14 protein-coding genes, 1 rRNA gene and 1 riboswitch are annotated in these 13,833 nt (G+C 65.8%); of the genes, 13 read left to right on the top strand and 2 right to left on the bottom strand.

Annotated elements, in window-relative coordinates:
- Both HD842_RS23655 and HD842_RS23650 read right to left on the bottom strand, forming a co-directional pair.
- Positions 1–64 (bottom strand): 16S ribosomal RNA (locus tag HD842_RS23655); the annotation flags it as partial.
- A 239-nt stretch (positions 65–303) separates the two neighbouring features.
- On the bottom strand, positions 304–501 hold the full coding sequence (locus HD842_RS23650) for a hypothetical protein (RefSeq protein WP_183558705.1): 198 nt from the start codon (positions 499–501) through the stop codon (positions 304–306).
- On the opposite strand from HD842_RS23650, the gene cobT reads away from it, so the two are divergent.
- The 13 genes from cobT (at position 500) to HD842_RS23585 (ending at position 13,634) form a co-directional block, all read left to right on the top strand.
- A complete protein-coding gene (cobT, locus tag HD842_RS23645; protein ID WP_183558702.1) occupies positions 500–1,546 on the top strand; it encodes a nicotinate-nucleotide--dimethylbenzimidazole phosphoribosyltransferase in 1,047 nt (348 codons plus the stop codon). The genes HD842_RS23650 and cobT overlap by 2 nt on opposite strands.
- Entirely contained in the window at positions 1,543–2,325 is a 783-nt protein-coding gene (locus HD842_RS23640) for an adenosylcobinamide-GDP ribazoletransferase (protein ID WP_183558699.1), read from the top strand. Before cobT ends, HD842_RS23640 begins: the two co-directional genes overlap by 4 nt.
- The gene (locus tag HD842_RS23635; protein ID WP_183558696.1) at positions 2,325–2,867 is read left to right on the top strand and encodes a histidine phosphatase family protein; all 543 of its coding nucleotides are present in this window, start codon (positions 2,325–2,327) and stop codon (positions 2,865–2,867) included. The genes HD842_RS23640 and HD842_RS23635 overlap by 1 nt, the downstream gene beginning before the upstream one ends.
- A gap of 20 nt (positions 2,868–2,887) precedes the next feature.
- Positions 2,888–3,123, top strand: a riboswitch (cobalamin riboswitch).
- A 65-nt stretch (positions 3,124–3,188) separates the two neighbouring features.
- A complete protein-coding gene (locus HD842_RS23630; RefSeq protein ID WP_183558693.1) occupies positions 3,189–5,021 on the top strand; it encodes a TonB-dependent receptor domain-containing protein in 1,833 nt (610 codons plus the stop codon).
- A 60-nt stretch (positions 5,022–5,081) separates the two neighbouring features.
- Positions 5,082–6,104, top strand: a complete 1,023-nt coding sequence (locus HD842_RS23625) for a FecCD family ABC transporter permease (RefSeq protein WP_183558690.1) — start codon at positions 5,082–5,084, stop codon at positions 6,102–6,104.
- Positions 6,101–6,880: an ABC transporter ATP-binding protein gene (locus tag HD842_RS23620; protein ID WP_183558687.1), complete on the top strand. Its 780-nt coding sequence runs from the start codon at positions 6,101–6,103 to the stop codon at positions 6,878–6,880. The genes HD842_RS23625 and HD842_RS23620 overlap by 4 nt, the downstream gene beginning before the upstream one ends.
- On the top strand, positions 6,877–7,503 hold the full coding sequence (gene cobO / locus HD842_RS23615) for a cob(I)yrinic acid a,c-diamide adenosyltransferase (RefSeq protein ID WP_183558684.1): 627 nt from the start codon (positions 6,877–6,879) through the stop codon (positions 7,501–7,503). The genes HD842_RS23620 and cobO overlap by 4 nt, the downstream gene beginning before the upstream one ends.
- On the top strand, positions 7,503–8,813 hold the full coding sequence (locus HD842_RS23610) for a cobyrinate a,c-diamide synthase (protein WP_183558681.1): 1,311 nt from the start codon (positions 7,503–7,505) through the stop codon (positions 8,811–8,813). The genes cobO and HD842_RS23610 overlap by 1 nt, the downstream gene beginning before the upstream one ends.
- Positions 8,810–9,370, top strand: coding sequence for a bifunctional adenosylcobinamide kinase/adenosylcobinamide-phosphate guanylyltransferase (cobU, locus tag HD842_RS23605; RefSeq protein WP_183558677.1), 561 nt, complete (start codon positions 8,810–8,812; stop codon positions 9,368–9,370). The genes HD842_RS23610 and cobU overlap by 4 nt, the downstream gene beginning before the upstream one ends.
- Entirely contained in the window at positions 9,364–10,308 is a 945-nt protein-coding gene (gene cbiB / locus HD842_RS23600) for an adenosylcobinamide-phosphate synthase CbiB (RefSeq protein ID WP_183558674.1), read from the top strand. Before cobU ends, cbiB begins: the two co-directional genes overlap by 7 nt.
- Entirely contained in the window at positions 10,301–11,281 is a 981-nt protein-coding gene (gene cobD / locus HD842_RS23595; protein ID WP_183558671.1) for a threonine-phosphate decarboxylase CobD, read from the top strand. Before cbiB ends, cobD begins: the two co-directional genes overlap by 8 nt.
- The gene (locus HD842_RS23590) at positions 11,278–12,171 is read left to right on the top strand and encodes a cobalamin-binding protein (protein ID WP_183558668.1); all 894 of its coding nucleotides are present in this window, start codon (positions 11,278–11,280) and stop codon (positions 12,169–12,171) included. The genes cobD and HD842_RS23590 overlap by 4 nt, the downstream gene beginning before the upstream one ends.
- Complete coding sequence (locus tag HD842_RS23585; protein WP_183558664.1) at positions 12,168–13,634, top strand: cobyric acid synthase; 1,467 nt, start codon at positions 12,168–12,170, stop codon at positions 13,632–13,634. The genes HD842_RS23590 and HD842_RS23585 overlap by 4 nt, the downstream gene beginning before the upstream one ends.
- The last annotated feature ends 199 nt before the right edge of the window (positions 13,635–13,833 follow it).

The raw sequence follows: 13,833 nt of genomic DNA, 5'->3' as shown, positions 1-13,833 counted from the left end.
CGACTTGCATGTGTAAAGCATGCCGCCAGCGTTCAATCTGAGCCAGGATCAAACTCTTCAGTTCAATCTCTGTTTGTTGGCATTTCTGCCACCCTACCTTGCGGCAGGGGTCGCTCACTCAAAATACTGACCGTTACTCATTGCTGAGCAACGTATTTCTTTTTTGTGAACATTTGATAATTTAAGTAATCAAAGACCGAAGTCTTTGGCACCTTCATCAAACGCCCACACTTATCGACTGTTAATTTTTAAAGAACTTTATTCGGTGCTGCTTCTGCCGTTTGCTACGAAGCGTTGTGTTCGTTAGCAGCAGAGAGGCGAGATTATGAAGTGTTTCTCATTTTTCGTCAACCCCTTCTTTCCTTCTTTTTCTTCGCTGTCGCTGCGTTTGAGGCGGCGTCTGCGTCGAGGAGCGAGACTATAACAAAGCCAGGATGGTCTTGCAATGCTTTCTCTTGTGATATCGTGGCCGCCGCCCATAGCGACCTTTTTATTACTCATGCATATTCCTGTTATTGCCCCGATCGCCCATGCGGCGCTGTCCCAATCCCTGGCCGCCGCGATCAATAACAAGACCAAGCCGCTTGGTAGCCTGGGACGTCTCGAGGATCTCGCCTCCCAGTTGGGCCTGATCCAGCAGACAACCCGGGTGACGATCGACCAGCCTGCCATCCTCGTTTTCGCAGCCGACCATGGCGTGGTCGCCGAAGGCATTTCCGCCTATCCCCAGGACGTCACCTGGCAGATGGTTGAGAACTTCCTCGCCAACGGCGCGGCCATCAATGTGTTCGCGCGCCAGAATGGCTGCGCGCTGCGCGTGATTGACGCCGGCGTGAACCACGACTTTGGCGTACGCGCTGGTCTGCTCGACCGAAAAGTCGCCAACGGCACGAACAACTTCGCCATCGCACCGGCGATGTCGGCGCAGGACTGCGCTACCGCCCTCGAACACGGCATGGCCATGGCACGCGACCTGCCCGGCAATGTCGTGGGCTTCGGCGAGATGGGCATCGGGAACACGACTTCTGCGGCAGCCCTGATGCACAAGCTGACTGGCCAGTCGGCGGCTGCCTGCGTCGGCGCCGGCACTGGCCTGACGCCTGATGGCATCCGCCATAAAGAGCGCGTGGTTGCTGCTGCCGTCGCGCATCACGCCAGCGTGCGCGAACCGCTCGACGTCCTGGCCACCTTCGGCGGCTTCGAAATCGCAATGATGGCCGGCGCCATGCTGCAGGCAGCCCACCTGCGCAAGGTGCTGCTGATCGACGGCTTCATCGTCACCAGCGCGCTACTGGTTGCCGCGCGCCTGCAACCGGCGATCCTCGACTATTGCGTGTTCGCGCATTGCTCGGGCGAGCATGGCCACGCCCTGCTGCTCGAGCAGCTCGGGGCGCGGCCGCTGCTCGACCTGGGCCTGCGCCTGGGCGAAGGCACCGGCAGCGCCCTTGCCCTGCCCCTGCTGCACGCAGCGGCCAACTTCCTCAATGAGATGGCGACGTTCGCATCGGCCCAGGTCTCGGGACAACTGGGCGAGCACGCGGGATGATCCATCAACTGCGCCTGTTCTTCATTGCGCTGCAGTTTTTCACGCGGATTCCGATCCCGCGCTGGGTCGGCTTCGAGCCGGCCTGGCTCAATCACGCGTCGCGCTACTTCCCGCTGGTCGGCGTCGTGGTGGGCGCCATCGGCGCGGCCATCTATTTCATCGCCGCGCACTGGCTGCCAGCGCCAGTGGCGGCGGTACTCTCCACCGCCGCGACCATCTACCTCACCGGCGCCTTCCACGAAGACGGCTTCGCCGATACCTGCGACGGTCTGGGCGGCGGCATGACGAAAGAACGCGCGCTCGAGATCATGAAGGATTCGCGCGTCGGCGCATATGGCGCGATCGGCATCGTCTGCATGCTGGGCGCGAAGCTGGCCGCACTCGCCACGCTGCCACCCCTCACCGCCGTCGGCGCCCTGCTGCTGGCGCACCCGCTCTCGCGCCTGGCCGCCACGTCCCTGATCTGGCAGATGGAATACGCCCGCGCCGAAGGCAAGGCCAAGCCGCTGGCAGTGCGCATGAGCAGCGCCGAATTCGGGATCGCAACGCTCACGGTGCTGGTGCCGACTCTCGTGCTGTTCGCCGTTGGCCTGCTCGACCTGGCCGCGATTGGCGCGGCCGTGTTTGCGGCCTTGCTGGCCACGCGCTGGCTGGCCCATAAATTCACGCGCCGGCTGCAGGGCTATACGGGCGACTGCCTCGGCGCCGTGCAGCAATTGGCGGAAGTCGCCATCTATATCGCGGTGCTGGCCACACTCGGCCGCGGCGCGCTGGCCTGATGCGCCTCTACCTCGTGCGCCACCCGAAACCGGACGTGCCGGCTGGGTACTGCTACGGCCGCACCGACCTGCCCGCGCAGGCAGCCGATATCGAACGCGTGCTGGCGGCACTCACTAGTCAAGGCCTTCCCGGCGCCATGCCGGTCTACGCCAGTCCTCTGCAGCGCAGTGCCGTGCTGGCGCAGCAGCTGTCAAGCGCGCCCATGTTCGACGCGCGCCTGGCCGAGATGGACTTTGGCGCGTGGGAGCTGCGCCACTGGGATGACATCGCGCGGGACGAGATCGATGCCTGGAACGCCGACCTGCTCCACTACCGCCCCGGCGGCGGCGAAAACGTCCTGCAGGTGGCCATGCGTGTGGCCACGTTTCGCGCCGACATCCAGCGCGCAGGGTGCGCCGCAGCACTCGTCATCTGCCACGCCGGCACCATGCGCCTGCTGCACGCCATGTCCGGCGGCGGTACATTGGGGGATGCTGCGCTGCGTGCGGCATCGACACCACACCAGATCGGCTATGGCGAAGTCATGGTGCTGGAAATATGACAATGCCCGGTTCAACCACCTTATAATGAGCGCGTTTTGGTGCTCGCACCTGCGTTCGCAGGTGCAGTTAAACGGGAAACACGAAGCCCTTCACAGGGCCAACGCGTGCTGCCCCCGCAACGGTAAGCAAGTGCTGCAGCCTCTCATCGGGCCCTGCGGCAAACCGCCCCCTCATACCACTGTGCTTTTCTAAGCATGGGAAGGTCGGACGGCCATACTTGTCAGCCCGGATACCGGCCAAAAGGTGGATACGCGCACAGCGCGATCCTTTGAATCCAGCCCACGGGGACGTCGGCGGGATGCCTTTGATAAGAACCACTCATGAATTTTCCAGTAAGCCGGCAAGCGGCCGCCGTGTCGCTCGCACTCGCCCTCATCTCGTCCACCGCCATCGCTGAAGTCGCTGACACCGTCGTCGTCACCGCCACCCGCACGCCGCAACTCGCTGCGGACCTGATCGCCGACACCACCGTCATCAACGCCGAAGAAATCGCGCGCTCGGGCGCCGGCTCGGTGGCCGACATCCTGCAGCGCCAGCGCGGCATCGAGATCACCCGAAACGGCCCGGCCGGCACGGCCACCAGCGTCTACGTGCGCGGCGCGAACGCCAACCAGATCGTCGTGCTGCTCGACGGCGTGCGCATCGCCTCGGGCACTACCGGCACCGCCAGCTGGAATGCCATCCCGCTGGGCGCCATCGACCGCATCGAAATCGTCTACGGTCCACTGAGCACGCTGTACGGCGCGGACGCCATCGGCGGCGTGATCCAGATCTTCACGCGCAAGGGCGAAGGCGCACCGGTCGTCACCGCTTCGGTCGGCGCGGGCAGCAACGCGACGCTGCAGGGCGACGCAGGCATCTTCGGCAGCAGCGGCGGCCCGAATGCCATCAACTATGCCTTCGGCGCTGGCTACGAAGAGTCGGACGGCTTCTCGTCCACGCGGCCCGGTGCCTCAGGCTACAACGCCGACGAAGACGGCTACCGCCGCCGCAACGCCAACGGCCGTGTGTCGATGGCGCTCGCGCCGGGTCACGAGATCGGCGCCCAGTTCCTGGCAAGCCGCACGTACAGCCAGTACGATGCCAGTGGTTCCGGAAGCTACGACGTGCACAGCGACACGGACCTCAATACCGCCGCCGTCTTCATGACCAACCAGCTCCTGCCGAACTGGCGCAGCACCGTGCAGTACGCGCGTTCGGAAGACAAGTCGGGCAGCTTCAGCAACGCCACGGCCAGTGGCGCCAGCCAGATCGACACCGAGCAGAACGAATTCTCGTGGCAGAACAACGTCGCGATCGGCCAGGACACGCTGCAGCTGCTGTTCAACCACCGCAAAGAAGAGGTCGCGTCGATGCGCAAGACGCGCATCACCAATTCGTATGCAGCGGCCTACTCGGCCAAGCGCGCCAATCACCTGTTCGACGTCAGCGCGCGCCAGGACCGCTCGGTCTACGGCAGCCAGAATACCGGCGCCGCCGGCTACGGCTACGAGTTCGGCAACGGCCTGCGCGCTACCGCCAGCATCGGCACGAGCTTCCGCGCCCCTACCTTCAACGAACTGTACTTCCCGGGCTACGGCCTGGCGACGAACAAGCCCGAAAAAGGCCGCAACCGTGAAGTGGGCCTGCGCTACGACGGCAACGGCTACAACCTCGACGCCACGTACTTCCACAATCGCCTGACCGACATGATCGTCTCAAGCACGCCCTGCCCGGACGGTGTCAACCGCAGCTGCGCCTACAACGTCAACGAAGCGACGCTCGAAGGCTTCTCGCTGGCGGGCAGCACGCGCCTGATGGACGTGAACCTGCGCGCCAGCCTCGATTGGCAGGATCCGCGCGACGACACCACCGGCCGCCAGCTGGCGCGCCGCGCGAAGAAACACGCCAACTTCGCGGCCGATTACGTGATGGGCCAGCTGAAAAGCGGCGCCGAGCTGACCGTGTCGGGCGACCGTTTCGACAACGCGCCCAATACCAGCCGCCTGGGTGGCTACGGCTTGCTGAACCTGTACACCACGTACCAGTTCACGCCCGACTGGTCCTTGCTGCTGCGCGTGAACAACGTCGCGGACAAAAACTACGAAGTGGCGCGCAACTACGGCACCAGCGGCCGTACCTGGTTCGCGTCGCTGCGCTACGGCATCCGTTAAGCTGGCATTTTCCGCCCGCGGCGCACGCGCCGCGGGCATCGATCAACTATCAGGGCCCGCATGCAAGCACCCGTCCCGTCATTACGCCAACGCGCCACGCTCATCGTGGGCGCCATGCTGGTCCTGGCCATCGCCACCCTGCTGTTCTCGGGCATGACCGGTTCCATCCGCGTGCCACTCAGCGACATCCCCGACGCCCTACGCCAATTGGCCAGCGGCCAACCCGAATCCCTGTCCGCATCCCTGCTCGGACTGCGCGCCAGCCGCGCGCTGGTAGCCTTTGCCACCGGCGGCGCCCTCGCCCTGGCCGGCCTGATGATGCAGGCGCTGTTACGCAATCCCCTCGCCGACCCGTATGTGCTGGGCGTCTCGTCCGGCGCGTCGGTTGGCGCCCTCCTCGCCTTGCTGCTCATGGCGTCCACACTGATGGTCGATGCGGCCGCACTGGTCGGTGCCGTCGGCGTCTCCCTGCTGCTGTACGCGCTGGCGCGGCGCGACTTGCGCAGCGGCCAGGCTGCCGAAGGCGGCGCCTCGATGCTGCTGCTGACCGGCGTGATCGTCTCGGCCCTGTGTGGCTCCCTTGTCACCCTCATGCTGTCGATCGCGCCCGAGGGGCGCCTGCGCAGCATGATCTTCTGGCTGATCGGCGACCTGGCCGGCGCGCCGCTGCGCCTGGCGCCGTGGCTCGTGCTGGTCGGCGCGCTGCTGTTTGCCATGCGCAGCGCGCGCGCCATGAACATGGTCGCGCTGCACGCCGAAAACGCGGTCACGCTGGGCGTGCGCGTGAGTGCGCTGCGCAAGGGCCTGTTCTTCGTGTCGGCCCTGCTTACCGCGAGCGCCGTCACCAGCGCAGGTTCGATTGGCTTCGTCGGCCTGATCGTGCCGCACGCCTGCCGCTTTGCCTTTGGTCCCGATCACCGCGTGCTGATCCCCGCCGTCGTCCTGAGCGGCGGCGCGTTCCTCGTGCTGTGCGATACGCTGGCGCGCACGATCGTCGCGCCGCAGCAGTTGCCGGTCGGCGCCATCACCGCGATGATCGGTGCGCCGGTCTTCCTGTATCAACTGCACCGCATGCGCAAATGACCGTCATCGCCACCCACGACCTGCGTCTCTCCATCGCCGGCCGCACCCTGGTGCAGGGCCTCGACTGGGCCGCGCAACCCGGCGAATGCTGGAGCATCATCGGCCGCAACGGCGCCGGCAAAAGCACCTTGCTGCGCACACTGGCGGGCCTGCACCAGCCCGACGGCGGCGCCGTCGACATCGGCGGGCGCGCCCTGGCGGCCTGGCCGCTGACCGACCTGGCGCGCGAGCGCGCCTTTCTCGCCCAGTCGCGCCACGACGCCTTTGCCTACACGGTGCTCGAAAGCGTGCTCTCGGCGCGCCACCCGTACCACGCCAACCGCTACTGGGAAGGCAGCGACGACCATCAGATTGCGCTGGAAGCCCTGGCGTCAATGGACGTGAGTGACCTGGCGGCGCGCGACGTGCGTACACTGTCCGGCGGCGAGCGCCAGCGCGTGGCGATTGCTGCCCTGCTGGCCCAACAAACCCCGTTGCTGCTGCTCGACGAGCCAGCCAATGCGCTCGACCTGGCGCACCAGGTGAGCGTGACAGGCCTGCTGGCGCGCCTGTGCCGCGAGCAGAACAAGACCGTGGTCATGATCGGCCACGACCTGAACCTGGCTTCGCGCATCTCGACCCACGTGCTGCTGCTGATGGGCGATGGCCGCTGGCAGGCCGGCACCAACGAACAGACCATGCAGAGCGCGCTGCTGGGCGACTACCTCGGCCACCCGATCGAGATGATCGAGCATCACGGCCGCCGCATCTTCATCCCCAAAGAGGATTCCGCATGAACGACATGACTCCCGAACAAACCGCTGCGCTGAACGAACGCCATCGCGTGCGCATGGAGCGCAAGAAAGCCGTCATCGACGCAAAGATCGCGTCGGCCGACAAGGAGATCGGCATCATCATCGTCAATACCGGGAACGGTAAAGGCAAGAGCTCGAGCGCGTTCGGCATGGTGGCGCGCGCGCTGGGCCACGGCATGCAGGTCAGCGTAGTCCAGTTCATCAAGGGCGCGCTGTCGACCGGCGAAGAAACCTTCCTGCGCCGCTTCCCTGACGAAGTGCGCTTCCATGCGATGGGCGAAGGCTATACCTGGGAAACCCAGAACCGCGAGCGTGACATCGAGAAAGCGACCGAGGCGTGGGCGCTGGCCAAGCAGTTCCTGTCCGATCCGACCATCGGTATGGTGGTGCTGGACGAACTGAATATCGCGCTCAAATACGGGTACGTCGACGTGCACACCGTGATCGCCGACCTGCTCGACCGCCCGACCATGCAGCACGTGGTGATCACGGGCCGTGGCGCGCCGCCCGAACTGGTGGCGATCGCCGACACCGTCACTGAAATGAACGTCGTCAAGCACGCGTTCAAGGCGGGGATCGGCGCCCAGGCCGGGACGGAGTGGTAATGAGCGCGCATCCCGGCGCGCGCGTGGTGCTGGTGGCGGCAATGGCCTCGGGCCAGGGCAAGACCACTGTCACGGCCGCGCTGGCGCGGCGTTTGATCCGCATGGGCAAGCGCGTGCGTGTGTTCAAGTGCGGTCCTGACTTCGTCGATCCGGTGATGCTGGAAAGTGCATGCGGCACACCGGTCCACAATCTGGATCTGTGGATGGTCGGCCTGGAAGCCTGCCGCCAGCGCCTGCAGGATGCGGCTCTGGATGCCGACGCGATCCTCGTCGAGGGTGTCATGGGGCTGTACGACGGCGCGCCATCGAGCGCCGACCTGGCGCGTGCGTTCGGCATCCCCGTACTCGCCGTGCTGGATGCATCGGCGATGGCGCAGACGGCCGGCGCCGTGGCGCAAGGCTTGCGTGACTATGGCCCCGTGCAGATGGCGGGCGTGATCGCCAATCGCGTTGCCAGCAGCGGGCACGCGGCGATGGTCAAGGAGTCGCTGCGCGACATTCCCCTGATCGGCACCTTGGCACGCCAAGAGCATCACCTGCCCGAACGGCAACTGGGCCTGGTGTTGCCAGGTGAAGTCGAAGAACTGCAGCGTATCCTTGACGCGCTGGCCGACAGCATCGAGTTCGATGAGGCGGCGTGGGATGCGCTGCCTGTGATGGCGCCCGCATTGGCACCGGCACACGCCGTCCCTGCGCAGATCGACACCCCGCTTGCCGGCCGCACGATCGCAATCGCGCACGACCCGTCATTCATGTTCATGTATCCGGCGAACGTCGAGCTGCTCAAGGCGCTCGGCGCGCAGATCACCTACTTTGCACCGCTCTCGGACGACGCGGTGCCGGACCATGCCGACGCAGTCTATCTGCCGGGCGGCTATCCCGAGCTGCATGGCGCGGCGCTGCAAGGCGCAACGCGCTGGCGCGATTCGATCCGCGCAGCGCATGCGCGCGGCGTGCCGATCGTGGCCGAATGCGGCGGCATGATGGCCCTGGCCGATGGCTTGACCGACAGCGATGGCCGGCGCTGGGAGATGGCTGGCCTGCTGCCGGGAGAAGTGGCGATGCAACAGCGCCTGGCTGGCCTCGGCATGCATGCGCTGGCCACGCCGGAGGGCGAGCTGCGCGGTCACACGTTCCACTATTCGCTGCTGGCCACCGACGTGCCGCCGCAGGCGCATACCGTCAAGCAGCGCACGCAGACGCCAGGCGAAGCGGTGTATCGCGTCGGCTCGCTGTTCGCGTCCTACTTCCACGGGTACTTCCCGTCCAACCCGCGCGCGGTTGCCGCACTGTTTGGCGGTGCGCCATGAGCGCGACGCTGGTCTTTGGCGGCGCACGCTCGGGCAAGAGCGCCTTCGCGGAACGGCTGGCGCGCGAGTCGGGCCGGGAAGTCGTGTATATCGCCACCTCGCGCGCGGGTGATGGCGAGATGGCGGCGCGCATTGCGCTGCACCGGGAGCAGCGGCCGCCCGAATGGCGCACGGTCGAGGAAGAACTGGCGCTGGCGCAGACGCTGCGCACCGAATGCCTGCAGGGCCGCCTGGTGCTGGTCGATTGCCTGACGCTGTGGCTCAGCAACCTGATGTTCTGCGATGGCCGGGAGTATCCCGAAGTCGGCGCCCTGACGCTGCCGGATCGGTTCCACGAGGAGCGCGCGGCCCTGCTGGACCTGCTCGATGCGGGCTTGCCCGGCGACGTGGTCTTCGTGTCGAATGAAGTCGGCATGGGCATCGTGCCCTGGGGTGCGATCTCGCGCAGCTTTGCCGACGAAGCCGGGCGCCTGAATCAGGCAGTGGCGGCGCGCGTGGAGCGCGCGGTGCTGGTGGCGGCCGGCCTGCCACTTGTTCTGAAGGGTTCCCTGTGCTGACTGGCTTGTCGTTGTCGACGGTGGCGCTGCTGCTGGTGGCCGGTGTTGTGCTCGACCTGCTGCTGGGCGAGACGCGGCGTTGGCATCCGCTGGTCGGCTTCGGCAATCTGGCAAGCTTCATCGAACGGCGCCTGAACCGCGACAACCTGCGCCTGCCGCGTGGCAGTCTCGCCTGGGCGTTGGCAGTGCTGCCATTGAGTATCCTGTTCGTGGTCCTGACCGATGTTGCCGGCCTGTGGCTGCACGCGGTGCTGCTGTATCTGTGCATCGGCCTGCGCAGCCTGCGCGATCATACGATCCCGATCTACGCGGCGCTGCGCAGCGGCGATCTGGCCCAGGCGCGCGCGCTGACCGCCCGCATCGTCAGCCGCGACACTGCCAATGCCAGTGAGTCCGACCTGGCCAAGGCGAGCGCCGAGTCGCTCCTTGAAAACGGCAACGACGCCGTGTTCGGCACGCTGTTCTGGTTCATCCTGCTGGGTGGGCCGGGCGCGGTGCTATTCCGGCTCGCCAATACGCTCGATGCGATGTGGGGTTATCGCAGCACGCGTTTCAATCTGTTCGGCCGCCCTGCAGCCCGCATCGATGACGTGATGAACTATGTGCCGGCCCGCCTGACCGCACTGTCGTATGTGCTGCTGGCCGGTGCGGGGCGTGCGAGCGCCTGGCACTGCTGGCGCACGCAGGCGCCGGCATGGAGCAGCCCGAACGCCGGGCCGGTGATGGCCAGCGGCGCCGGTGCACTGGGCGTGTCGCTCGGTGGCGCAGCCGTCTACGATGGCGAAGTCGAACAACGCCCGCCACTGGGCGCCGGCCCGGCCGCCTGCGCCGGCGACATCCAGCGCGCCTGGCGGCTGGTGCTGCGCACGACGCTGCTGTGGCTCGGCGTCGTCTGCCTGCTGGCGGTATTGACCATGATCGGGGCGCCGCATGCTTGAACATGGCGGCAATCTGCGCGACGCCGCGCGGTATCACGGGCGCGACGACTGGATCGACTTGTCGTCCGGGATCAACCCGCATGGCTATCCGGCGCCGGCGCCATCGCCAAGTGCCTGGCTGCGTTTGCCCGAGCCGGATCCGGCGCTGCTGGCGGCGGCCTGTGCGTACTACCAGGCGTCGCGCGTGCTGCCGGTGGCCGGCACCCAGGCCGCGATCCAGGCCCTGCCCCGCCTGCGCGCACCATCGCGCGTGGTGGTGTCGGCGCCATCGTATGCGGAACACGCGCACCACTGGAGCCAGCATGGTCACCAGTTGCGGCAGGTCGCGTATGCCGAACTGGAAGCGGCGATCGACGTCAGCGATATCGTCGTCGTCGTCAATCCGAACAACCCGACCGGCGAGACGATTGCACCGGAGCGCCTGATGGACTGGGCCACGCGCCTGGAGGCGCGCGGCGGCTGGCTGATCGTCGACGAAGCGTTTGGCGACACCGCGCCAGCACTCAGCGTAGCGATGCACGCCTCACAGCCCGGCCTCATTGTGCTGCGCTCGATCGGAAAATTCTTTGGCCTCGCAGGCCTGCGCCTGGGATTCGTCGCCGCGCATGACAGCCTGCTGCGCGATCTGGCTGACCTGCTGGGGCCATGGACCATCAGCGGTCCGGCGCAGGAAATCGCCCTGGCAGCCCTGACCGATAGCGCCTGGCAGCAGGCGACGAGCACCAGTCTGCGCCAGTCCAGCGAGCGGATGACGCGCCTGTTGCTGGAACACGGCATCGCCAGCAGTGGCACGGCGCTGTTTCGCTGGTGGCCGCAGATGCAGCCCGAAGCCTTCCACGCCCATATGGCAGCGCGTGGCATCTGGTGCCGGCTGTTCCGGGATGCCGGGCGCGGTATCCGCGTCGGCCTGCCGGCAGGCGAACCTGAATGGCACCGCTTTGAACACGCACTTCACGAATGGAACCAACGATGAAAACAACGATGCTGATGGCTGCCCTGACGGCGGCCCTGACTGCAGGCCTGTCGATCACCTGTGCACAGGCCGCGATCACGGTCAAGGACGATGGCGGCCAGACCGTCACGGTCGCCAAGCCGGCACTGCGCATCATCTCGCTCGCACCGAGCGTGACCGAGCTGCTGTTCGCGGCCGGCGGCGGCAGCCGCGTCGTGGGCGCCGTCAACTACAGCGATTATCCGGAGGCTGCCAAGCGCATCCCGCGTATCGGGTCGAACCGCGAAATCGACATGGAGCTGCTGATTTCGCTGAAGCCGGACCTGATCGTGGCTTGGCGCCACAACAGCTCGGACAGGCAGATCGAGATGGTGCGCCAGCTCGGCATCCCTGTGTTCCAGAGCGATGCGCAGACGCTGGATGCCATTCCGGACAGCGTCGAGCGGCTTGGCCAGTTGATGGGAACCGATGCGACAGCCAAAACGGCGGCGGCCGCGCTGCGCACGCAGCTGGCCAGCCTGCGCAAGCAGTACGCAGGCCGCGCGCCGGTGCGTGTCTTTTACCAGGTGTGGGACAAGCCGCTGTACACGCTCAGCGGAAAGCACATCCTGACCGATGCGATGCACCTGTGCGGCGGCGTGAACGTCTTCGACAAGCTGGCCGTGACGGCGCCGGTGGTCACGCTCGAGAGCGTGCTGCAGGAGAACCCCGAAGTGATCATCGCCACCGCCGAAAAGAACTATGGCGGCGTGCAGTTGTGGAAAACCTACGGCACCATGACGGCTGTGAGCCGCAATAACTTGTTCACGCTCGACGGCCATTTGCTCAATCGCGCGGGGCCCCGCATGATCCAGGGCACCGCCACGATGTGCGAGGCGCTGGAGCAGGCACGCCAGCGGCGCCCGAAATGACCACGTTCCCCTACCAGACCCTGATGGTGCAAGGAACGACGTCGGACGCCGGCAAGACCACGGTGGTCGCGGCGCTGTGCCGGCTGTTGAAGCAGCGCGGCGTGAAGGTGGCGCCGTTCAAGCCACAGAACATGGCGCTCAATAGCGCGGTCACGCGCGATGGCGGCGAAATCGGCCGCGCCCAGGCGCTGCAGGCCATCGCGGCCGGCATCGAGCCGCACACCGACATGAACCCGGTGCTGCTCAAGCCATCGAGCGACACGGGCGCCCAGGTCATCATCCATGGCAGCGTGCGTGCCGACATGAATGCGCGCGACTACCACCAGTACAAGCCGATCGCGATGGGCGCGGTGCTCGAATCGCATGCGCGCCTGCTGGCCCAGTACGAGGCGGTGATCGTCGAAGGCGCCGGCAGCCCGGCCGAAATCAATCTGCGCGACCGGGACATCGCGAATATGGGCTTTGCCGAGGCGGTCGACTGCCCGGTCATCCTGGTGGCCGACATCGATCGCGGCGGGGTGTTCGCGCACCTGGTCGGCACGTTATCATGCCTGTCGCAGTCGGAGCGCGACCGCGTGATCGGGTTTGTCATCAACCGCTTCCGAGGCGACATCAAGCTGCTTGAACCCGGGCTGGATTGGCTCGAGGCGCAGACCGGCAAGCCGGTACTGGCCGTGCTGCCCTATCTGCACGGGCTGTTCCTCGATGCGGAGGACGCCGTGCAGGCGGCGCAAGCGAGCAAGGGCGCGTTTCGCGTGGTTGTCCCAAGTCTGCCGCGCATGAGCAATCACACCGATTTCGATGCGCTGCGCGCGCATCCCGATGTCGATCTGCGCTTTGTGCGGGAGAGCGAATCGATTCCCGGCGCCGACCTGATCATCCTCCCAGGCAGCAAGAACACGCGCGGCGACCTGGCCTGGCTCGATACGCATGGGTGGCGTGAGCAGATTGCGCGCCACTTGCGTTACGGCGGCAAGGTTATAGGCGTGTGCGGCGGATTCCAGATGCTGGGCAAGACAGTTGGTGACCCGCACGGTGTCGAAGGTGCGCCAGGTGTGTCGAATGGACTCGGGCTGCTCGATATCGATACCGAGCTCACACGTGACAAGCAGCTGACGCGAGTCGAGGGACTGTGTGCCTTCGTGCCGGGCGATGAGTCGGGTCGCGTCAGCGGGTATGAAATCCATATGGGCGTATCGAGTGGTGCTGCGATGACGCGGCCCGTGTTTGCGATCGACGGGCGCGGAGAAGGCGCGATGTCGGCAGATGGCCAGATCATGGGGACGTATCTGCATGGCCTGTTCGATCATCCGGATGCCTGCAGCGCCCTGCTTCGCTGGGCCGGATCGCGCAGCGAGCAGGTGGTCAATACTGCGCAGCTGCGTGAAGCCAGTCTGGATCGGATCGCGGCGTCGGTAGAAGGATTGCTGGACAGGTTAATTGGCTTGCGGGATCGCACATAAGGAGGCGCGATTCCTCTGCATGCGCAAAAGCCCGCTGATGTGAATCAGCGGGCTTTTTTGTGCAGATGAATCATCATATATCGGACCAACTGAATACAACACCTAAAGCGAAAAGCCCCACTCAGATCACTGAGTGGGGCTTTTCTATATAACTAGCCTGACGATAACCTACTTTCACACTGGTTGCAGCACTATCATC

Source organism: Massilia aurea (genome assembly GCF_014200505.1).
Lineage (GTDB): Bacteria > Pseudomonadota > Gammaproteobacteria > Burkholderiales > Burkholderiaceae_D > Telluria > Telluria aurea_B.
This window is presented reverse-complemented; position numbering and strand designations above follow the sequence as displayed.